General features: G+C 47.4%; 19 protein-coding genes, 1 pseudogene and 1 riboswitch. Of the genes and pseudogenes, 8 read left to right on the top strand and 12 right to left on the bottom strand.

Going from position 1 to position 20508, the window contains the following annotated elements:
- The 7 genes and pseudogenes from BM021_RS16570 to BM021_RS05395 form a co-directional block, all read left to right on the top strand.
- Nucleotides 1-99, top strand: a pseudogene (locus BM021_RS16570) (methane monooxygenase/ammonia monooxygenase subunit C); the annotation flags it as partial.
- A gap of 111 nt (nucleotides 100-210) precedes the next feature.
- Nucleotides 211-1035: a methane monooxygenase/ammonia monooxygenase subunit A gene (locus tag BM021_RS05370; protein WP_090719658.1), complete on the top strand. Its 825-nt coding sequence runs from the start codon at nucleotides 211-213 to the stop codon at nucleotides 1033-1035.
- Complete coding sequence (locus BM021_RS05375) at nucleotides 1035-2297, top strand: methane monooxygenase/ammonia monooxygenase subunit B (RefSeq protein ID WP_090719660.1); 1263 nt, start codon at nucleotides 1035-1037, stop codon at nucleotides 2295-2297. The genes BM021_RS05370 and BM021_RS05375 overlap by 1 nt, the downstream gene beginning before the upstream one ends.
- 157 nt (nucleotides 2298-2454) lie before the next feature.
- Entirely contained in the window at nucleotides 2455-3042 is a 588-nt protein-coding gene (locus tag BM021_RS05380) for a hypothetical protein (RefSeq protein WP_090719662.1), read from the top strand.
- Nucleotides 3043-3115: 73 nt separating this feature from the next.
- Nucleotides 3116-3694: a hypothetical protein gene (locus BM021_RS05385; RefSeq protein WP_090719664.1), complete on the top strand. Its 579-nt coding sequence runs from the start codon at nucleotides 3116-3118 to the stop codon at nucleotides 3692-3694.
- A gap of 80 nt (nucleotides 3695-3774) precedes the next feature.
- Complete coding sequence (locus tag BM021_RS05390; protein WP_090719735.1) at nucleotides 3775-4176, top strand: copper resistance CopC family protein; 402 nt, start codon at nucleotides 3775-3777, stop codon at nucleotides 4174-4176.
- Between the two features lie 12 nt (nucleotides 4177-4188).
- The gene (locus BM021_RS05395) at nucleotides 4189-6195 is read left to right on the top strand and encodes a CopD family protein (RefSeq protein WP_090719666.1); all 2007 of its coding nucleotides are present in this window, start codon (nucleotides 4189-4191) and stop codon (nucleotides 6193-6195) included.
- 12 nt (nucleotides 6196-6207) lie between these two features.
- Here BM021_RS05395 and BM021_RS05400 read toward each other — a convergent pair whose 3' ends face one another.
- From BM021_RS05400 to BM021_RS05450, 11 genes are all read right to left on the bottom strand, one after another.
- A complete protein-coding gene (locus tag BM021_RS05400) occupies nucleotides 6208-6960 on the bottom strand; it encodes an adenosylcobinamide-GDP ribazoletransferase (RefSeq protein WP_090719668.1) in 753 nt (250 codons plus the stop codon).
- Entirely contained in the window at nucleotides 6884-7582 is a 699-nt protein-coding gene (locus BM021_RS05405) for a histidine phosphatase family protein (protein ID WP_256207790.1), read from the bottom strand. Before BM021_RS05405 ends, BM021_RS05400 begins: the two co-directional genes overlap by 77 nt.
- Complete coding sequence (gene cobT, locus BM021_RS05410; protein ID WP_090719670.1) at nucleotides 7566-8630, bottom strand: nicotinate-nucleotide--dimethylbenzimidazole phosphoribosyltransferase; 1065 nt, start codon at nucleotides 8628-8630, stop codon at nucleotides 7566-7568. The genes BM021_RS05405 and cobT overlap by 17 nt, the downstream gene beginning before the upstream one ends.
- Nucleotides 8627-9157: a bifunctional adenosylcobinamide kinase/adenosylcobinamide-phosphate guanylyltransferase gene (cobU, locus tag BM021_RS05415; protein ID WP_090719672.1), complete on the bottom strand. Its 531-nt coding sequence runs from the start codon at nucleotides 9155-9157 to the stop codon at nucleotides 8627-8629. Before cobU ends, cobT begins: the two co-directional genes overlap by 4 nt.
- A complete protein-coding gene (locus BM021_RS05420; RefSeq protein ID WP_256207791.1) occupies nucleotides 9154-10614 on the bottom strand; it encodes a cobyric acid synthase in 1461 nt (486 codons plus the stop codon). The genes cobU and BM021_RS05420 overlap by 4 nt, the downstream gene beginning before the upstream one ends.
- A 97-nt stretch (nucleotides 10615-10711) precedes the next feature.
- Nucleotides 10712-11008: a hypothetical protein gene (locus tag BM021_RS05425; protein ID WP_256207792.1), complete on the bottom strand. Its 297-nt coding sequence runs from the start codon at nucleotides 11006-11008 to the stop codon at nucleotides 10712-10714.
- Between the two features lie 4 nt (nucleotides 11009-11012).
- Nucleotides 11013-11618 (bottom strand): cob(I)yrinic acid a,c-diamide adenosyltransferase, encoded by a 606-nt coding sequence (gene cobO, locus BM021_RS05430; RefSeq protein ID WP_090719677.1) that lies wholly within the window; start codon nucleotides 11616-11618, stop codon nucleotides 11013-11015.
- A gap of 4 nt (nucleotides 11619-11622) precedes the next feature.
- Nucleotides 11623-12204 carry a hypothetical protein gene (locus BM021_RS05435; protein ID WP_090719679.1) on the bottom strand — a complete coding sequence of 194 codons (582 nt, stop codon included), beginning with the start codon at nucleotides 12202-12204 and terminating at the stop codon, nucleotides 11623-11625.
- Nucleotides 12205-12217: 13 nt separating this feature from the next.
- Entirely contained in the window at nucleotides 12218-14077 is a 1860-nt protein-coding gene (gene btuB / locus BM021_RS05440) for a TonB-dependent vitamin B12 receptor (RefSeq protein WP_090719681.1), read from the bottom strand.
- Between the two features lie 133 nt (nucleotides 14078-14210).
- A riboswitch (cobalamin riboswitch) is annotated at nucleotides 14211-14426 on the bottom strand.
- 157 nt (nucleotides 14427-14583) lie between these two features.
- Complete coding sequence (locus BM021_RS05445; protein WP_090719683.1) at nucleotides 14584-16305, bottom strand: PQQ-dependent sugar dehydrogenase; 1722 nt, start codon at nucleotides 16303-16305, stop codon at nucleotides 14584-14586.
- A gap of 224 nt (nucleotides 16306-16529) precedes the next feature.
- On the bottom strand, nucleotides 16530-18050 hold the full coding sequence (locus tag BM021_RS05450) for an APC family permease (RefSeq protein WP_090719685.1): 1521 nt from the start codon (nucleotides 18048-18050) through the stop codon (nucleotides 16530-16532).
- A 250-nt stretch (nucleotides 18051-18300) separates the two neighbouring features.
- Here BM021_RS05450 and BM021_RS05455 point away from each other — a divergent pair, with 250 nt between their 5' ends.
- Entirely contained in the window at nucleotides 18301-18681 is a 381-nt protein-coding gene (locus tag BM021_RS05455) for a rhodanese-like domain-containing protein (RefSeq protein ID WP_090719687.1), read from the top strand.
- 172 nt (nucleotides 18682-18853) lie between these two features.
- Here BM021_RS05455 and BM021_RS05460 read toward each other — a convergent pair whose 3' ends face one another.
- Nucleotides 18854-20365 carry an amidohydrolase family protein gene (locus tag BM021_RS05460; protein ID WP_090719689.1) on the bottom strand — a complete coding sequence of 504 codons (1512 nt, stop codon included), beginning with the start codon at nucleotides 20363-20365 and terminating at the stop codon, nucleotides 18854-18856.
- Nucleotides 20366-20508: the final 143 nt, after the last annotated feature.

The following is a 20508-nucleotide window of genomic DNA, read 5'->3' on the forward strand; positions in this document are numbered from 1 at the left end:
GGGATAGCGGCACAAATTATCACCCGTTACTCCAACCTGACAGACGTGATCTGGAATAACCAAAGCAAAGAAATTCTCAACAACCGGATTGTTCCTTAATCTAGGGCTTTCCCTGCCTGGCAAAAGCTGGGTAGGGGAAAGTAAAAGACACGAGGAATCGTCATGTTTTCAAATTTAATATCACACGCAATTGAATAAAGGGAGGTTCTAGTGAGTAGAACAGACGAAATTATAGCAGCGGCCAAGATGCCGCCTGAAGCGGTCAGGATGTCCAGATATATTGATGCAGTGTATTTTCCAATTCTCTGTATTCTTCTGGTAGGTACGTATCACATGCACTTCATGCTGTTGGCGGGAGACTGGGACTTCTGGCTAGACTGGAAAGACCGCCAATGGTGGCCGGTAGTCACACCGATTGTAGGGGTCATGTACTGTGCAGCCCTGATGTATTACTTATGGGTAAACTATCGGCTGCCCTATGGAGCGACGCTATGTATCGTATGCCTGTTAGTAGGCGAATGGCTGACCCGTTACTGGGGTTTTTACTGGTGGTCACACTACCCGCTCAACTTTGTACTGCCCTCAACCATGATTCCAGGCGCGCTGATGCTGGACACCATCATGTTACTGACGGGTAACTGGCTAGTTACAGCCCTGTTAGGCGGCGGATTCTGGGGCTTATTCTTCTACCCGGGCAACTGGCCGATATTTGGCCCGACCCACTTACCGGTGGTGGTAGAAGGCGTACTGTTATCAGTGGCTGACTACACAGGCTTCCTGTATGTGCGTACCGGTACACCGGAATACGTACGCCTGATTGAACAAGGCTCACTGCGTACGTTCGGTGGTCACACCACAGTCATTGCAGCGTTCTTCTCAGCCTTCGTATCAATGCTGATGTTCTGCGTATGGTGGTACTTTGGCAAACTGTACTGCACCGCCTTCTTCTATGTTAAAGGCGAAAGAGGTCGTATCTCGATGAAGCACGACGTAACAGCGTTTGGCGAAAAAGGCTTTGCACAGGGGATCAAATAATGAGTATAAAAAGCATTTTTAAACTGGGCGTATTAGGCCTGTACGGTGCTGCGATTGGAGCGGCCTCACTGGCGATGACCCTGGCAGTAGACGTAAAGACAGCGGCAGCGCACGGTGAACGTTCCCAGGAACCATTCCTTCGTATGCGTACGATTCAATGGTACGACCTGAAATGGCAACCGAAAGTCACCAAAGTCAATGATATTGCAACGATCACCGGCAAGTTTCACCTAGCGGAAGACTGGCCCCGTGCGGTAGGTAAACCGGAACGTGCATTTTTCAACATCGGAAGCCCAAGCCCGGTGTTTGTACGTTTAAGCACCAAGCTGAATGGCGAACCGACATTCATTTCTGGTCCGCTGGTCATTGGACGTGACTATGAATTTGAAGTCAGACTGAAAGCCAGGATCCCAGGACGCCATCACATGCACGCGATGGTGAATGTCAAAGAAGCAGGACCGATTGCAGGACCGGCCTCGTGGATGAACATTTCTGGAAGCTGGGATGACTTCACCAACCCGATCACCACACTGACGGGTAAAACCATCGATTTGGAGACATTCAACTTTGGCAACGGCATATTCTGGCACTTGGTATGGCTAGGCCTGGGCTGCTTCTGGATTGGTTACTATGTAGCCCGTCCGATGTTCCTGCCGCGCAGCCGGGTATTGCTGGCGTATGGTGATGAACTGCTGTTAGACCCAATGGACAGGAAAGTAGCCTGGGGCGTTGCGATACTGACCTGTGCCCTGGTATGGGGAGGCTATCGTTACACTGAAAGCGTCCACCCCTACACAGTACCGATCCAGGCAGGTGAATCCAAAGTAGAACCAATGCCGATTGCACCGAACCCAGTTGCAATCAAGGTGACTCATGCTAACTATGACGTACCAGGCCGTGCGTTGCGTGTGACCATGGACATCACCAACAATGGCGACTCACCGATTAGCATCGGAGAATTCACCACAGCAGGTGTACGTTTTGTTAACAAATTAGGTCAAACGCATCTGGACCCAGACTATCCAAGAGAACTGGTAGCTACCGGTTTATCGATGGATAACGACAGCAGTATTGCACCTGGAGAAACCCGCGAAGTCAAGATGGAAGCCAAGGACGCGTTATGGGAAGTACAACGTCTGATGGCGCTGCTGGGTGACCCGGAAAGCCGTTTTGGTGGCTTACTGATGACATGGGATGAGGAAGGCAATCGTTATATCAACAGTATTGCTGGCGCAGTAATTCCAGTCTTCACCAAGCTATAAGCGGAAGTCAAGAAACAACACCGGTACACCACTGTCGAAAGACAGCCGGTGTGCCGGTTTTTTTATGAGTATGAAAGCAAAGTAAAAATCTAGGCATCCTGGAAATGAACAATCAAATCAGCAATATCAGGAGTGCTCACCCAAAGGAGGATTTGTCGTGGTTAGGCAAATAACACACGCAGGGATTTCTGTTTTTATTCTTGTTATGATGGCATTTTACGCAAGCACAGTCGGAGCCCATGGCAAGGTAACGATGGAAGAAGACACTTGTATGCGTCGGATCGGCGAGAACATGATTCATCTCAGTACCTATCAGCCGCAAGTGGACGAAGAAGGACATTATTGCACCGATATACCGAAAGCAGGAAATGCCATATTGGTTATAGACTTAGTAGATCCCTCATTACGTGATATGCCAATCGGAATGAAAGTAATAAAAGGCAGCAAAGTAGATGAAGGAGAAACAGTTACCAATATACGTCCCGCGCTATATCACGACGGTGTCATCAGTACACAAGGTGTATTGGATCAAGGGAAATATCTCGTGCTGGTCACAGCCGAAGGCGTACCACCTCTGAATTATGAATATCACCTACGGGTGGAAATGGTCAATTATGCAGCAGTATTCAGGGCATGGATAGGGCCTGTCGTTGGCCTATTGCTGACCGCAATACTTGGGTATAAACTCATCAGGTCAAGACGTTTCAGAGATTGGATAGCCTCACGCGGTTCAGAGAAAAAATGAACCCCCCGATGACGCATAAAAAGAGAAAAAAATCATCACAAAACTAACCATTTAAAGACAGGAAATTTTAATAATGTCAGCAAGAATAGCAGCAATGAAACAAATCGTATTAACAGTATTACTGGCAGCAAGCGTAATGTTTACATCGCAAGTACAAGCGCATGGTGGTCTGGCTTTAGCAGATGACATGTGCGTATTGACAGTCGGTCCCTACAGAATGCACTTTACAGGGTATCAACCGCTATCACAGGAAGAAGAATTCTGTGAAGACATACCGGAAGTAGGCAAGACGGTGATTGCGCTGGACTATATTCAAGAAGAATTGCGTCCCTTGACAACTGAGGTCAGGATTATTCGTGATACCGGATCAGAAGAAAATCTGGATGCAATCACGGTATATCATTTGCCACCCAAGGTATATCCATCGGCATCGATTAATATCGAGCATACCTTTCCGGAGAAGGGTAAGTTCGTTGGACTGGTAACGGTAACGGGAGGTGCTCAGGATTATGTCTCCCGTTTTCCATTTTCAGTAGGGGAAGGCCGTCCCACACCCAAAATAGCCATCATCGCTCCGATTGTGCTGGTGATTGCAGCAGGCGCTTTCTTCATGATGCGCAGCCGGAGTAAAACTCATCCAACTGCGGCTTAAGGTAGGGATAAGGATGAGTGATTTATTGAACTTATCCTTTTAAAAATTAATCAAATTTTTAAAAGATGGGAGGAAAAATTGTGCAAGATAAACAATCATTAGAATTTATACTTAAAAAAGTAACTGTCTTTCTTGGGTTGCTGGTTATATTGTCCTTATTAGTTCAAGCAAATTCAGTAATGGCACATGCAACTTTGGTCAAATCCGATCCACCTCGTAGAGCTGCTCTTTCTTCACCACCCAAACAAATTCAACTATGGTTTAATGAAAAAATAGAAGGGGCGTACGCATCTGTTACAGTGCTTGACTCAAATAAAAACCCAATCACTGAAAATAGTCCAGAAGTTGTTCCAGATGATCCAAAGTCCGTTGTATTAAACATACCGCAAATCGAGCCGGGACGTTATACAGTACAATATCGTGTGATGTCTGTGGATGGGCATGTAATTGAATCAGGCTTTGACTTCAGTGTAAAAAAATAAAATGTAGTAACTATGATAGAAATCATTGCAGCAATTGCACGCTGGTTTCAACTTGCAGCAAATCTGATTTTATTAGGGAGTTGCGTTTTTCTAGCAATTACTAGTACTGGAGAGCGAGCATACTTAGAAGCATGGATTGAAAGGTTAGAACGCTTATTTCCTTGGTTGGCGTTGAGTATCCCATTGGGATTACTTATCATTCTGATCGCAACCATAGTACAGGTTACCGGCAATATCAATAGCTTGGAGCAGCAAGAAATTTGGTTGGGCATCATAAGAGATACCCGAGCGGGGCAGATATGGATCTGGCGAACTGTATTGGCTATCCTGCTACTGTTTGCGGTTATATATCTGCGTAACACACCCAAAGCTCGCTGGCGATATATTTTATGCGCTGTTATTGCGACTTTACCATTAATTGCCAGTTCATTGGCCAGCCACACGGCAGCAGAAGATTTATCCGTTACAGCTGTCATGCCATACGCACTGCATCTCATTTTTGCTGGTATATGGTTTGGAGCATTGCCGGCTTTTCTATTGCTGATTTATGAAAATAATAAGAAGGAAAATAGCTTAGCGTTTGAAACCTTGAAGCGCTTTTCTTCAATTGCTTTGCCGGTGATGCTATTGATTATTCTGACTGGTATTATTGTAGGCGACCGTATATTCGATGATCACTATGCAGCATTGGTGGCTACTTCATATGGCTGGCTGCTTAGTGCCAAAATATTTTTATTAAGTATTATTCTCTTGATAGCAGCACGCATCCGCTCATATTGGTTACCTTTACTGACGAGCAGCAAGCAAATCGCAGAGCAGGGTAGCAGTAAAAGTATAAAAAAATGGGTGCGTATTGAGTTTGTCCTGGCGCTGATCTTGGTATTTCTAGCAACGTTAGTTACCAATACCACACCCGTAAAGGATGCATTGATTGAAAACTGGCCATTTCCATTCCGATTTTCGATTGATGCTACCTGGAATCAACCTCATGTGGCAACCCAAGTATGGATAGGCGTAGCAATTCTGGTATTTGCGATAGCGGCTATAAAACTGGGCCATTCTCGTAATTGGGAATTGAAGCGCTTAATCAGTATTCCAGCGATCCTTTTTATATGTGGTCTTGCAATTGCGCTACCACCATTAACAATTCAAGCTTACCCGGAAACTTATCGTAGACCACTGGTTCCCTTTGATGCTATCTCAGTAGCTAATGGCGCAGCGCTTTATACGGAATATTGTGTTGAATGCCATGGACATCAAGGAAAAGGCAATGGAATCAAATCAAGAACCTTATCGACAAAATTGCCGGATCTATTGACCGAGCCACACACAGCAGAACATACGCCAGGGGATTTCTATAACTGGATTACCTATGGCATGGCTAGCACAGACATGCCCGGTTATGCAGAAAAATTATCCGATGAGGATCGGTGGGATTTAGTCAACTTCATTCATGCACTATCGCGGGGTTATCAAGCGCGAATTCTGACGCCAGAAATCATTTCAAATAAAGCTTATGTAAAGCCGCCCGTTTTTTCTTATTCAGGGCATGATGAAAGTGGTGGTGCTCTGCAAGATTTCCGTGAGAATAAAGCAGTTTTGCTCGTTATTTTTTCTTGGCCGCAATCTAAAGATCGAATAGAACAGTTAAAACTGGCTTATGATCAGCTAAGTAAACAAAACATTGCAATATTAGCAGTACCATCCACAGATCTGACTGCCGATGAGTTGGCACAACTAGCGACATTGCCTTTTCCAGTGATTACCCAAGGCGCTGCTGAAATTGCAGGGAGCTATTCATTGTGGCGTCGGACGTTGAGCCATCCGGATATCATTGGCCGTGGAACAAACCCTGAGCATATGGAATTTTTGCTAGATCGATACGGATACCTGCGCGCACGCTGGATTCCATCAATAGATCAAAATGGCTGGTCAGATATCGATAGGTTGAGTCAGCAGATAAGCTTATTGAATCGTGAAAAAAACAAAATGCCATTTCCGGAGGATTATGTTCGTTAATACCTTGAACAGTTAAAGAGAATTGTTTAAAGCTATCACCGAAGCCAGCAGTGCGACCGTTTCCGCAATTTCTACCAATGCGCCCGCTGTATCACCGGTTGTCCCACCAATCCGGTGGAGCATCAGATGACGTAAAAACCAGAAAATAATCACTACAGTCAGCGATAACCACAAATAGTGCATATCGGTGAGTAAAAACATCAGTAAAAATGTGGCAGTAATAATAAAAATACTCAACTGGCGTGGCTGATGCGCTGCCAGTGATGCGCCTAGTCCATTGCTTCTGACATACGGTGTAGTTAAAAACAGCAGTGGCAATAATGTCCTCGCGAGAATGATAGCCAATAATAAAGCAATCCATTCATTGGCGGAGATCAGGGTATAAAGCGTGACGAATTTGAGGAGCAGAATCAATACGATGGCTACTACTCCGGCCGGCCCGCAATTGGGATCTTTCATGATTGCCAATGTTTTTTTCCGATCACCCATTCCACCAATCCAGGCATCAGCACTGTCCGACAGGCCATCCAGATGTAATCCGCCGGTCAGTAAGACCCAGACAGCAACCAGTAACGCTGCAGTTACAAGAGGCGGTGAGTTATTCAATGCCCACCCTAATCCCATGAGTATTAATCCTATGATTAAACCTATCAGCGGATAGAAGAGTAAGGAATATCCCAGGTCTTTATCACTTGGCTGAACCGTCAGCCGCACAGGTAAACGGGTCAAGAATTGCATCGCAACGAGAAATGGCTTGATGATCATAGGAAGAATCGGAAACAAGTCTTACTTGAGAGTGTCCTGCTTGTTCTATGCAAACATGTTGCATGCTGGCATGCTTGACTTCAAATTCCAGCAGTCGCTCAACAGGATATTGCTGAATATGGCAAATGATCACTCGTATGACACCGCTATGTGTAATAAGTAAAATTCTCTTATCAACAAATTGGCGCTGGATTTCATACCAGGCTGATAATACGCGCGTCTCGAAATCAAGCAAATGTTCAGCCTTGGGAGGCGGATAAATCAAGGGATTCTGCCAGAAGCTAGATACAGCATCAGCATGGACTTGCATCAATTCAGCAGCCGATTGATTTTCCCATGCACCAAAGTGAATCTCCTGGAGACGTGCATCTTGTGTAACGGGAATGCAATAACGCTGCCCCAATGCTTGCGCAAAATCTGCACAGCGAATGAGCGGGGAAGTGATAATCTGCTGCCACTGGAAAGGGCTCATTTCAACGGTATGCCACATTTGTGCCCAGCCGCGTGGTGTCAAGGGATAATCCGTACTGCCACAATAACGATGGCTATTTTCGGTTTCGCCATGCCTGAGGAGATCAATAAAGGTTGTCATGGCTGAGTGGAGCTCAATTTTTTTGCGCAACTTGCGCTTCCGAGAAAGTTGCCATTTCATTATGCAACTGACAAGCCATGCGCAACAGGCTGAGCGCGATGGCTGCACCGCTGCCTTCTCCCAGCCGCATATCCAAAGCAATCAACGGTTCTGCATTGAGTGCTTTGAGAACCATACCGTGACCTAGCTCTGCTGACCGGTGCGAATAAATAAACCAGTCCTTGCACCCTAGAGAAATATGCTCAGCCGTTAATGCGGCAACGGTACTGATAAAGCCATCGATCAGCATAGGCAATCCTGATTGAGCGCCGCAGATATAAGCACCGGTTAAAGCAGCGATTTCAAAACCGCCGACACGGCGCAGCGCATCTAAAGGAGACTTAATGTATGCGCGATGCAAGGACAAGGCTCGGGAAATCACATTTATTTTATGAGTAATACCCTGATGATCAAGACCAGTGCCGGCGCCTGTCAGAAAGTGGGGTTGTTCATTCAACAAGATACACGCCAGTGCAGTGGCGCTGGTGGTATTACCAATACCCATCTCACCGCCGATGAATAGTTGTTTGTTATTTTGTCGCGCACGCTCAATCGCTTCGTAGCCAGCATAAAGCGCCTGATTCAATTGCTCCCATGTCATCGCGGGTTCATGGATAAAATTGGCCGTCCCTGGCCCCAGGTGATAATGTCTGACATTTGGCAATGACTGTGTATCATGTGCCGCTCCCAGATTAATGATTTCCAGTGAGGCGTCCAGCGCGCGAGCCAGCACATTGATGGCGCCGCCGCCGCGCGCAAAATTTCTAATCATTTCGCTGGTTACCGATTGCGGAAACGCAGAGACGTTTTCCGCCGCTACACCGTGATCACCAGCAAATATGGCAATGTGCGCCTGTTCAACGCAAGGCCGTGGCGTATTTTGCAAGGTGGCCAGTTGAATGGCGATTTCCTCAAGGCGGCCGAGCGATCCGGGTGGTTTGGTGAGTTGTGTCTGGCGCATCTGCGCCAATCGGCCCATTTCCGGGTTAGGGACGGCTAACGGTGCATCCAACCAACCGAGGGTAATGGGCTTGATCACACGTGTTCTCCTTTCAGCATCAATGGTAACCCAGCAGCGGTTAGCACTACCTGATCGCAATGCTGAGCGATTTCCTGATGCAATTTACCAGCTTCATCGCAATAGCGGCGACTCAACTCACCCATCGGTATGATACCCATATTCGTTTCATTACTGACCAAAATGAGTCTTCCCGTCAAACCAGGCAGTACTTTCACGAACGCCGACCGCTCAATGTCAAATCTTGATATATTTGGATGAGTCAATAAATTGGTCAACCAGAGTGTCAAGCAATCAACCAATAGACAGCGTTTACTATCTGCACGCTGACTTAAGACAGCAGCCAGTTCCACGGGCTCTTCAATGATGCGCCAATGATCAGGACGCCGCATCCGATGTGAAGCAATTCGCTCGCGCATTTCTTCATCTTCGATGGTTGCCGTTGCGATATAGGTGACTGGCAGCTGGCTTTCGGTGGCCAAACGTTCAGCCAGACGGCTTTTGCCTGAACGCACGCCGCCGAGAATCAACGTCTTCATGCTGGTCATGATGTGCCTGATTGCAAGTTGAGTAATCGATACAAATGTGCGGTATCAAGATATTGGTCAACGCAATCCGCTAACCGATTAATCGCCGCATCACATACGGCATGATAATCGAGTGTTGCATTTTGACTGTTCAGCCCGGCCCAGGTCAGTATACCTTCGCGTGCGGTAGAGGATACAAAAATACCATGTAAGTAGGTGCCCAGTATCAATCCATCATCACTGATTACGCCATCATTACCGTATGATAAATGAATGGCCGGAGTATAAGGTGCACCGTAAGTAGTGATACCTGTATGGATTTCATAACCAATCACGGCTGCGCCATTAAAGACTAAAGTTCCCTGTGTATTGCGCAGCAGCTTATCGGGTTGCAGTGTCGTTTCCATATTAAAGAAGGCGAATCCTTGCGTGCTGCCGGCGTCGCCTTCCAGGCCATGAGGATCATGAATCAGCTTGCCCAGCATTTGGAAACCGCCACAGATGCCCATCAGCTTTCCACCGTAGCGTAAATGCCGGCGGATCGCCACTTCCCAACCTTGTTGGCGTAACCAATGCAGGTCAGTACACACGCTTTTGGAACCCGGCAATATAATCAGATCGGCAGGCGGGATGGTTGCGCCAGGGCCGATAAATTGTAGCTGCACTTGCGGATGCAGGCGCAGCGGGTCGAAATCGGTGTGATTACTGATGCGCGGAAGTGCGGGGACGATAATGCGAAGATATTCCTGCTTCCCAGGCACAGCATCAGCCGAATCAGGCAATGCATCTTCCGCTTCAAGGTGCAAGCCCTGCAGGTAAGGCAAAACACCCAGTACCGGTTTGCCAGTATAGTGTTCCAGCCAATCTAGTCCGGATTGGAGCAATGCCCTATCGCCACGAAAGCGGTTGATGACGAAACCCTGAATGCGCGCCTGCTCGCTTTCGCTTAATAATGCCAGGGTGCCCACTAGATGGGCAAAAACACCGCCGCGGTCAATGTCAGCAATGAGAATGACCGGACAATCGACTGTTTCCGCAAAACCCATGTTAGCGATATCGTTGGCGCGCAGATTGATTTCAGCGGGGGAACCAGCACCTTCCACGATAATCCTGTCATATTGGCTGGCAAGCCGTACATAGGATTCAAGCACTGCCTTAAGTGCTATTGACTTATAATCGTGAAAACCGCGAGCATCCATGTTGGCGATCGCGTGTCCATGAATGATGATCTGCGCGTTCTTATCAGTGTTCGGTTTGAGCAATACCGGATTCATATCCGTGTGTGGTGTCAACCCGGCAGCTAATGCCTGCACCGCTTGTGCACGGCCAATTTCTCCGCCATTCCTTGTTACGGCGCTGTTTAATGCCATATTTTGCGGTTTGAACGGTGCCACACAGATACCTTGGCGTGCCAGCCAACGGCATAATGCAGTCACCAACATGCTCTTGCCAGCATCCGAGGTGGTACCTTGAATCATCAGGGTTTGCGTGTTCATTCTGGAGAAGCTGTATTATTCCAGTGATTGTGAAGTATTAATTCTTGCATTGAGCATTTTTCCGCCCAGCCTTGCAGTTTCAGCATCTGGGCCGGATAAAAGGATTCGCCATGACCCAGGCACAAAATAGCGATTGACTTGCTGCCGATGGGCATATTGAGCAATTGCGCCAGTTGCGCAGGGTCAAACAATGACACCCGCTCATACCCAATCCTTCCGCACGTGCAGCCAGCCAAAAATCCTGAATCGCACAGGCAATGCGGCGGCGAGCAGGCGATCCAATACGATAGGATCTACCAGATTCAGGAAGAAAATGGCGCATGTCGCGGTAAATGACAGCCCGTTCTGTATCACTGAAGCGATGATGATTGCTCATGAGACTACAAGTCGATGCCCTTCTGTGCCTGGATACCGGCGCGATAGGCATGTTTGATATCGGTCATTTCGGTGACGGTATCCGCGATCTCACACAGCGTATCGGGTGCACCGCGCCCGGTAATGACGACATGCTGCATGGGGGGGCGATTCTTCAAATCATTCAGTACTATGGTTAAATCCAGCCAGCCAAACTTGAGCGGATAAGTCAGTTCGTCGAGTATGATCAGATCGAATGAGGGGTCGCGTAGCATTTCCTGCACGATTTTCCAGCCGCGTTGCGCGGTTTCAGTGTCGCGCTCCAGATTCTGAGTATCCCAAGTGAAACCTTCTCCTAGGACGTGCCAAATTACATTGTCCTGTTTGCGGAAAAAAGCTTCTTCACCGGTGTCTGAGCGGCCTTTGATAAATTGCGCCACACCCACATGCATGTCGTGACCCAGCGCCCGTGCAATCATGCCAAATGCCGAACTGGACTTTCCCTTGCCATTGCCCGTGTGAACCAACAATAAGCCTTGCTCGCGATCGGCACGTGCAATGGCTGCATCAATCACCTCTTTTTTCCGCTGCATGCGATTGCGGTAGCGCTGGGAGCGCTCGGAATCAACCATGGTGTTATCCTATTGTAGTTTTGCGTGAATTGATCGGCTTAACGATCAGCACGAATAGCGCATGGATTACGACAGTAATGCCAACATAAAATACGAATGTTTCAATATAGAGCGGGAAGTATTTGACCAGTTGCTCGCCGAATTCGCTCAAGGTAGTATCGGTAATACGACCGGAGAAGAAATAAAATCCGCCGCTGGAAAATAATTCGCACAGCGTTAAGCCCACTATGACACTAAGAGAAAGCGGCATAACGGTACGCCAGGCAAATTGATAGCGTTTGGAGTACCAGCGGCCAGCCAGCCATAAGGAGGCATAGGCAGGTAACAGAAACACATAAGCCGGTGTCAAACAGAAATCACTGACACCCCCCCAGGTGTAAGCTGCAAAATCCAGCCACCAGCTCAATACAAAAAAGCCTAACAATGGCCATGCGGAATGCAGATATATCCCGGCCAAGAAGAAAATCGCCCAGGAAGCATCCGCCAGGCTGTGCACGGATGCAAAGTGATGACTGCGGGTGAGAATCATCAGTAACGCCATCAACAATCCGATAGCTATCTGGTTGTGAGTAGATAAAGTCAACATATGAAACTCCTTGTTAAGGTTGATAACGTATCATGGCCATGAAATTGCGTCCTGGTTGATTGAAGAATGCCGCTGTTTCATAGCGTTCATTAAATAAATTTTCAATCCGCCCTTGCAAGCGCCAATGTTTATTTAAGATATATTCAGCACGTAAATCAAATTTGACATAACTGTCAAGTTTACGCGTATTGGCCAAGTCATCAAAGCGTTCGCCTTCAACCAGCAGCATCGCACCCAGCCTATAATATTGACCAAACTGGCGATCGGCATCCAGCCGGAATGATTGTTCAGCACGCCTTGGCAATATATTACCGCGATTTAATCCGGAGGAACGATCTTCAGCATCCAGAAGTGTCAGGTTAGTATTGAATAACCAACCCTTAATCTGCGCGCTGAGTATGCCTTCAAAGCCTCGAATACGCGCTTTCTCGATATTGACAGGCATAAGGATTCCGGTTTGGGGATTAGAAGCAAGACCAATCAGATCATCAATACGGGTTTCATAAAAATTCAACGACCAATTCCCCCAGTCAGCCTTGCCGCGCGTGCCGAATTCATAGCTGCGCGAATCTTCCGGACGTAAATTGGGGTTGCTGCTAAAGAAGGAAGAGCTGGGGTAATACAGGTCATTAAATGTGGGTGCTTTAAAAGCGCTGCCAAAATTAGCGAGCAGACGGATGTTTTCAGTGAGCGGATAACCCCAGCCAGCGCCGCCGGTCACCCGGCTGCCAAACTGCTGATTATCGTCGTGACGTAGGGATAATTGGATGTCATGTTTGGCGAACGTGGCCTGGTGCTGGGCAAAAACGCCCCAGTTGGTGCGAGAATGCACCGTAAAAGCTTCGGTGCTCCTGACATGATCTTTTTGATAATCCATGCCGATGGTCAACAATTGATTTTTGCTCAGCGTAAAGTCATTCAGCACGGAAATGGTATCGCGGGCGGTATTAAACCGACTAAAGAAAACAGTGCCCAAAAAATTGTCCGAATCCTCTCGGCTGCGGCCGCCAATCAGATTGATGCGCCAGAAATCCACAGGGGAATACCGTGCCGTACCGCCAAAAACCTGTTGCATCAAAGTGCCCTTGTTGGGGAAACCATCAAATTCGGTTTTACCGGCGGATTGCATGAAATTACCATCGATTTCCAGTCCATTCTGAAACCGGTAGCCTGCGCGCATGCTGCCCGCCACGTTGCGATAACCGTCTCGGTCAGGCTCATGGGTAAAGCAACCCGCAGTGTCAGAGCCGGTGCAGGCATTAAACCCTTTGGTGCCAATGCCGCTGGCTGTCATATTAAACCAACCCTGTTTCCATCCGCGTGACAGGCCGACGGAGCCCTCCAGCGTGCCAAAGCTGCCGCCGCCAAAATTAAAACTTGGCTTGAGCCCTCCACTGGTGTCGCCTTTGCGGGTAAAAATATGGATGACACCGCCAATCGCCTCAGAGCCGTATAAACTGGAACGTGGGCCGCGCACGATCTCGATGCGCTCAATCTGGTCAATGGGAATATTTTCAAACGCCGTCGTGCCAGATGTGGCCGAACCGACCTTGATGTTGTCAATCATCACCAGCACATGGTCAGACTCAGTACCGCGCATGAAAACTGAAGTGTTTTTGCCCGCGCCGCCACTATTGGAAATGCTCACCCCCGGAACACCGCGGAACAAATCCTGAATGGAGCGGGCCTGCTGACGCTCAATATCCTGGCGCGTAATTACCGTCACCGAAGCCAGCGCCGTATCGGCAGTCTGGGCTGTACGTGTTGCTGTGACAATCACAGGTTTTTCTTGATGCTCTGCATTGGTTGCGAATACAGTTGCGGTTGTGCCAAACCATAGCACAGCCAGTGCCGGAAAACGGCATTTTTTCATGATTGATTTCCTTCGCGCCCACCCGCGCGTTATCAACTATAAAAATCAGGGTATGCAGAAGGAAATTCAGGAATGAACAGACAGACTGACTAGTAAAGTCAATCCGAATGCCACCGATTGCCCTCCGCAATTCCGCAGTATGCTTATTTCAGGCCGGTCTCCGGACTTATGAGTGGAATAGATTCCAGATCCGCGCCTTCCCATGTTGATACACAGTGGCCTCATGCAGATTGTTAACTCAATTACCGTTGCGGGGGCAGTGCTGGCATTGCTTATTTGTTGTGAGCGCACCAGTTTCCCGTTTAACCTTCAAGGAGAGCTTGAAGGCACCTGAAAAGTAAGGACGCGAACTTACATGACATGGAGCAGGCGTGTCAAGAAATTAATCCGTGAAATTGCTGGTTTTTCTGGAATCAGCCTGTCCCTGCTGCTTCCGGAAAAAAACGAAAAGCAGCAGATGGACGGGCTCAAATAAATCACTATGGAATGAGCATTAAGATTGCGTTTTACTTCACAAGCGCAGGCTGTTTTGATAACTCAAAAGTTAGGACTGGCATATCAGGTACTTGTTGAAGTTCAGCCGCATAAGTGGATATTTTTCCATTGGCATCCACCACATTGGTAAACGGAAGGTTGAGTTTGCCCGTAGTTTGATCAAAAGTAGTGGTGTCATCCCGAAAGCGATCTGTTAGCTGTTCATGATCAACCAATTCGAAGCGTAGTGGCTGGCTATCCTGGACGAGTTGCAAGCGTGCACGATAAACGCTGCTATCGCCATTATCCAGCATGACATTGACTGCAGGTATATCAACAAAACCAGCATCAAAACTGGCATTGGGAATCACTTTATATACTGCACCCGTCGTCTCGAAAGGGGTGCCCGTTGTATTGCTGAGTACATAGAGTTCGCCATCGGCATCTCGCCCGAAGCCTAGCACCCAGAAACCAGGCTGATCTTGCTCGGTTAAATCCAGTTCCAGAATTGCACTGCCATCCGAATAAAATAACCGGCCATCGCCTTGACCTGTCTTAGCGACATCCCCAAATAGATATTTTCCTTGCAAGGCAGTAATGGCATTGCCACGATAAATAAAGCCGCCGATGATCGCAGTGCCTTCATCATGATCATACTGAACGACCGGATCGATGAAGTCGCCTGCAACTGATTCATCAGTAACAAACCCTGGCTCATTACCATTGGGTTCAAAGCGGAAATTGCCTTCTTTCAGTGCCCAGCCATAGTTACCACCTGCTTGAACCAAATTAACCTCCTCAATATCGTTTTGCCCAACATCAGCAAGTACGAGTGCACTTGTCTGGGAATCAAAGGAGAAACGGAATGGATTACGGAAACCGTAAGCATAAGTTTCAGGAAGCGCTGTGTCTGATCCGATAAAAGGATTATCACTGGGGATACCATATTTTCCATTGCTTGAATTGTTTCCTGCTGGATCTATCCTGAGCAAGCTGCCAAGAGGATTGCTGGGATTCTGACCGTTGCCATCTGTGCCATGGCCAATGATCGGATTGCCTCCGGAATCCTGGCCATCGCGGTCATCAGCACCGCCGCCATCCCCGAACGCGATATACAACATGTTATCAGGACCAAAATTAAGCGCCCCGGCATTGTGATTGAACTGGGGTTGATCCACAGTCAATAACACGCGTACCTCTTCCACAACGGCTGGGGAACTGGTGGAATTTAGCCGCAATTCTTTAACGACCGAACGATGATTGGGGCTGGCGCCAGACGGAATAGTGGTGAAATCGCTGCTGTCTCCCGCCGGCTCTGAGGTATACGTATATAACAGGCCATTTTCAGCATACTGAGGGTGAAAAGCAAAACCGAGAAAACCGCGTTCATCAAATGAACCACTGCCAGAGATTCCCAGCGGCACTAGTACATCGGAGAAATCCAGAAATACTTCTTTATTATTGTTAGTCAGATTAATACGCCACAATTTTCCGTCCTGATCACCCACATATAAATGCTCGGGATCGCTCGGAGCGGAAACCGCCCAGTTGGGCGCAGTCAAATCACTTACTATTTGTTTTAATCTCAGTCGAATGGAGCCTTTTTGGATCGGAGCCGGGATTGGATCGTCAAGGCGTTTTTCTGCTGCAGAAACTACTGAATTTTCTATAGTTGTTGAACTGGCATTAAATGCTACGCCGCTGATAGCAATAACCAGTAACAGTAAAGGCAACCTTGAGTAGTAAAATTTCATTTTGTACCTCCTGATAGCAAAATTTAACTTCTACAGATTCAACTTCTCATTTTCTGAAATATCCTTAAGCTGATGTTATTAGACGTAATAATACGGATGCATAAATCTCGGAAGTTGCTCCGAGTGGGATAGTCTACAACGATTATTTAAGCTGATGTAAGGATTTAATTCTTAATAAACTTAATCAAGACACTCGTTATGGAATATAACGATTGCAGGTTTTGCTATGGTTTTCGTGTGCTGTCACTATTAGGTACCATGTGCGCTCTTTCAACAGGCAGCGTTTCACCCCGGAAGAACCTTGGTTCGCGCATATTCCATAGTACCATCAGTGGGACACCAAAAAGTAAAGTGACCACGCCAATTAAAAACACGGCACCTACACCGGCAATGGACCCACTGGAACCATAATCAGGATCCATCATGTTCCATGCCTGCATGATGCTTACCGCAATTAAGGTAACCGCCGCAATCGCGGGCAGAATCACTTGCGATAGCGCAGTGTGCCAGTGATTAAATGCGGTACGGTGGAAATAGACCACACAGGATAGTGCCGCTACCGTGTAGTAGGTACAAACCGCGATGCTGACGCTATGGATCGAATCTTTAACGATGGATTCGCTGATCAGGCTTAAAGTGATATAGATGATGAGCGTCATTAAACCGATCGTCCATGTTGCAAACTTGGGAGTTTGTGTAACTTCATTGATTGAAGAGAATTTGCGTGGAATTGCCTGGTAGGTTGCCATTGCCAACGCAACACGTGCGGCAGGCATGATCGTAGATATCGTGGCTGAGAAAGCTGAGATTGTGATGATCAACGCAGCCATCAGTGCGCCTTTAGATCCGATAATGTCGGTTGCCAGCGCTGTAATAATTGAATCAATATTATCCTTGAACGTCAGGCTCGATTGGTTCTGTACATCAATCCCGGCATACGCCAGCGCTGCGGTGGAGAAAACCACATAGGTGATAACAGTGATGACCATTGCAATAATGCCGCTTTGCCCGGCCTGTTCTGAGTCGCCTTCTGTCTCCTCGGACATTGCCAGCGACGCATCAAATCCCCAGAAGATGAATAATGCGATGAGAAATCCATTCAGAAAAGCACTGAATGAGGAGATTGCAAACGGATTGAACCATTCCAGTGAAAATGTCTCAGCAGTGCTCACTGCATCTCCCTGCAGGATACGCATGAACAGGATAGCTGCGAGCGCGATGAGTCCGCCGTATTGGGCAACGGTCAGAATCATAGTGGTGCGCGAAGATTCCTCGGCTCCGAGTGCTGTGAGATAGGTGGTGCTGAAGATGTATAGTGTGGCTATACCAAGGTTGAGCCACACGGGGGCCTGTTCCAAGTTAAAGATAATCGTTGTTGCATTGACGATGATCTGAGTTGCAGTAACCCCTGCCAGTATGCTCGCCAGTAACAGCGCCCACCCGCCGAACCAGCCGAATCGTGGTCCGATAGCTTTGGCGCCCCAGGTGAAAACCGTGCCGGAATCTGGCGCAGAGGTAGTTAAGTGCTTGTAGGATAATGCGACAAAGAACATGGGAATTACCGATAAAATAAATACAATCGGCAATTGATAGCCACTTTCGAAAGCGCCGTAACCCAGTGCGCCAGTTAATGAGTAAGCTGGAGCAGTCGCTGCCAGACCAATTGTGACCGCGGCCGACTTGGACACGGATCCCTTTTTTAATCCCTTGGCTTTTAGTCCGTGCATTACTGTTTCTTCGTGCATCTGATATCTCATGTCCTCCGGGGCGAGGAAAAAGAGTCCCCTTGAGCTGGAAAGTAGCAAAGATTCGAAATGAAGTCAAAAACAGCACTACGCCACTGTTATTTTGACCGCATACGCGATCTTTGATACATTCCCTGATTGATTCTGTAGCCGACTTATTTTCGATTGGATCGGAAATTTAGGATTATTCTCAGCATTCTTGTGTACTGGGAATGTGTCGGCTATACAGCTTGAATAACAGGAGAGAACAATGCAACACAACCCAGGGTTTCTACGGTTAGTGGAACAAGCGAAACAACGAATTAAGGAATGTAATGCAGCCGATGTACAGGCAAGATTGGCGCGAGGAGAGCAATTTCATTTTATCGATGTGCGCGAAGATCATGAGTTTGAGATAGATCATGCGGCAGGTGCTCGTCATCTTGGGAAAGGCATCATTGAGCGTGATATTGAAACCGTGATACCCGACAAGCGCGCATCTATCGTATTGTATTGCGGAGGAGGTTATCGCTCAGCTCTGGCAGCGGATGCGTTGCAGCAAATGGGCTATACCGATGTGGTATCCATGGATGGCGGTATTAAAAGCTGGCGTGATGCTGGTTATCCACTTGAGAAAGATCAATCTGGCTAGAACGGTACAAGGGATTGAGCTGTTAAACCTATAAGGGCTATTTTCTGTGACCATTCGGAAAATATGAGCTATTTCCCAAGCTTAATGTCATATTTTTAGCAGAAAAATTTTAAACCATTTTTAATATTTCACAGCACCACAACGATTTCTGATTGTCGGTTTATTGGATAATTTACTGACATCCCGCCAGTGGTAACCAATTGGCTAATGGACCTTCGTTTCGCAGTAATCCATCTTCTGTTTTCATGTAATAAACATGATTATCCGCTGAAGAAATACCCAGATAGGTCTGGGTCTCTGGATAGTAGCGATAGCTATATGGATTGAAAATTTCTGTAGCAGCGCCTGATGGGGCAAGGAAATCAGGATATTTCTCTTCCGCCCAGGTAAAGAAGCATTCGATATTTGCCTCTGACGACTGGTTTAAGAATTTATTGACAATGGTGCGACCACCCGAAATGACCAGATCCGGATATTCCAGTATTTTAAATTTCTCAAAGGGATTTCCACGCACTGCTATGACATCTGCGGGTGCACCAGGCGTTAAAGTCCCAAGTCCTGGTATGCCAAGATCTTCCCCGGCTTTGGAAGTTGCCGCTTTGAGTACGTTGACTACATCTTCGAAATCAATTGCCGACCCGCTAAGTGTATGCAGCATTATGTGTAATTCCTCACCATTGATCCCCCAAGGCACATCGTCGTGTCCTATTTCAGAACCGTAGACGATTTTTGCATTTTTCATACCCAGGCTAAACGCATTGGCGTGCATTTGCTCACAGGACGAATGTGTATCCAAGGTTGTTACGACGGTAACATTTTCATCGGCTATTCGCTGCAACAGTGTTTCACTGATTGCAGCACAGGGCACATGAACCAACTCATCAACTTTTCCGTCAAGGGCACGCGCTACTCCTGTCTCTTCTCCGACAAACGCCAATACCCGTCTATCAAGCATATGCGCTCTGGTCACAATTGCCTGAACTATCTCCACGGAAAGCATCGGCCATGGCGCATCGGGTACAGGATTGCCATGGGTCATCCAGTGCCTGCCAGGCTCACCGCCGGGTTCCAGGGAAATGACGATGGCAGTTGCCCCACCATTGACTAAGTCATCGACAGCTGCTTCAGCTTCGGCAGCTGATGAAACTGTAATGCCGATTTTATCGTACCCGCCATCGCCTCCGAATATGTTCAGCGGATAGCCATCAACAGCCTGAATGATAGGACCTGCGCTCAACAATCGCAGTGTGCCTTGACCACCTTCCATCGGTATTAATGGGCCGCCGACATCCTGCGCAGTGGTTATACCATGCTCCAGAACTATGTCTTTGTTAACATTTTGAAAAGCGATGTGTCCATGTCGTTCGATAAATCCAGGTAAAATGGTCGCATCACCCAAATTGATCTGGTTGGCGCAAAAACCGCTCAGTTCACCAAGCGCGCCCACTTGTTTAATCGTATTTCCCTCAATCAGGACGGCCATATTTTCTTGCGGAAAATTGATACCATCAAATAATCGAGTGGCTGCCAATACTTGGCAATCCGGAAGTCCGGGTACTTTTACCGTACCCGAGCCAGTGTGATCAATGCCTTGATGACCAAAAGCACTAAAACTTATCCCTTGCCAGAGCATGATGGAAATCACCAGATTTTTTTTGTTAAAGCGAAAGTTTCTCTGTTTCATTCTCCAATATATTCCTTTCAGTATGGTATGGGGATTTATAAAAATGTTGCGGTGTATGAGGTATTTTCTATGTTGAAGTACATCGATTCACAAGCGCAGTGGTAGTATTGCCAACAGGTGCCTATGAGTCAATGTGGTAAATT

The organism is Nitrosomonas sp. Nm166, from assembly GCF_900112825.1.
In the GTDB taxonomy this organism is placed as follows: Bacteria; Pseudomonadota; Gammaproteobacteria; order Burkholderiales; family Nitrosomonadaceae; genus Nitrosomonas.

Bases quoted from the DNA above. Each gene is read 5' to 3' on its own strand.
- BM021_RS05375 (WP_090719660.1), top strand. From the start codon at position 1,035: ATGAGTATAAAAAGCATTTTTAAACTGGGCGTATTAGGCCTGTACGGT.
- BM021_RS05385 (WP_090719664.1), top strand. From the start codon at position 3,116: ATGTCAGCAAGAATAGCAGCAATGAAACAAATCGTATTAACAGTATTA.
- BM021_RS05395 (WP_090719666.1), top strand. From the start codon at position 4,189: ATGATAGAAATCATTGCAGCAATTGCACGCTGGTTTCAACTTGCAGCA.
- BM021_RS05400 (WP_090719668.1), bottom strand. From the start codon at position 6,960: ATGATCATCAAGCCATTTCTCGTTGCGATGCAATTCTTGACCCGTTTA.
- cobU (WP_090719672.1), bottom strand. From the start codon at position 9,157: ATGACCAGCATGAAGACGTTGATTCTCGGCGGCGTGCGTTCAGGCAAA.
- BM021_RS05420 (WP_256207791.1), bottom strand. From the start codon at position 10,614: ATGATTCAAGGTACCACCTCGGATGCTGGCAAGAGCATGTTGGTGACT.
- BM021_RS05425 (WP_256207792.1), bottom strand. From the start codon at position 11,008: ATGAGCAATCATCATCGCTTCAGTGATACAGAACGGGCTGTCATTTAC.
- cobO (WP_090719677.1), bottom strand. From the start codon at position 11,618: ATGGTTGATTCCGAGCGCTCCCAGCGCTACCGCAATCGCATGCAGCGG.
- BM021_RS05435 (WP_090719679.1), bottom strand. From the start codon at position 12,204: ATGTTGACTTTATCTACTCACAACCAGATAGCTATCGGATTGTTGATG.
- btuB (WP_090719681.1), bottom strand. From the start codon at position 14,077: ATGAAAAAATGCCGTTTTCCGGCACTGGCTGTGCTATGGTTTGGCACA.
- BM021_RS05445 (WP_090719683.1), bottom strand. From the start codon at position 16,305: ATGAAATTTTACTACTCAAGGTTGCCTTTACTGTTACTGGTTATTGCT.
- BM021_RS05450 (WP_090719685.1), bottom strand. From the start codon at position 18,050: ATGCACGAAGAAACAGTAATGCACGGACTAAAAGCCAAGGGATTAAAA.
- BM021_RS05455 (WP_090719687.1), top strand. From the start codon at position 18,301: ATGCAACACAACCCAGGGTTTCTACGGTTAGTGGAACAAGCGAAACAA.
- BM021_RS05460 (WP_090719689.1), bottom strand. From the start codon at position 20,365: ATGAAACAGAGAAACTTTCGCTTTAACAAAAAAAATCTGGTGATTTCC.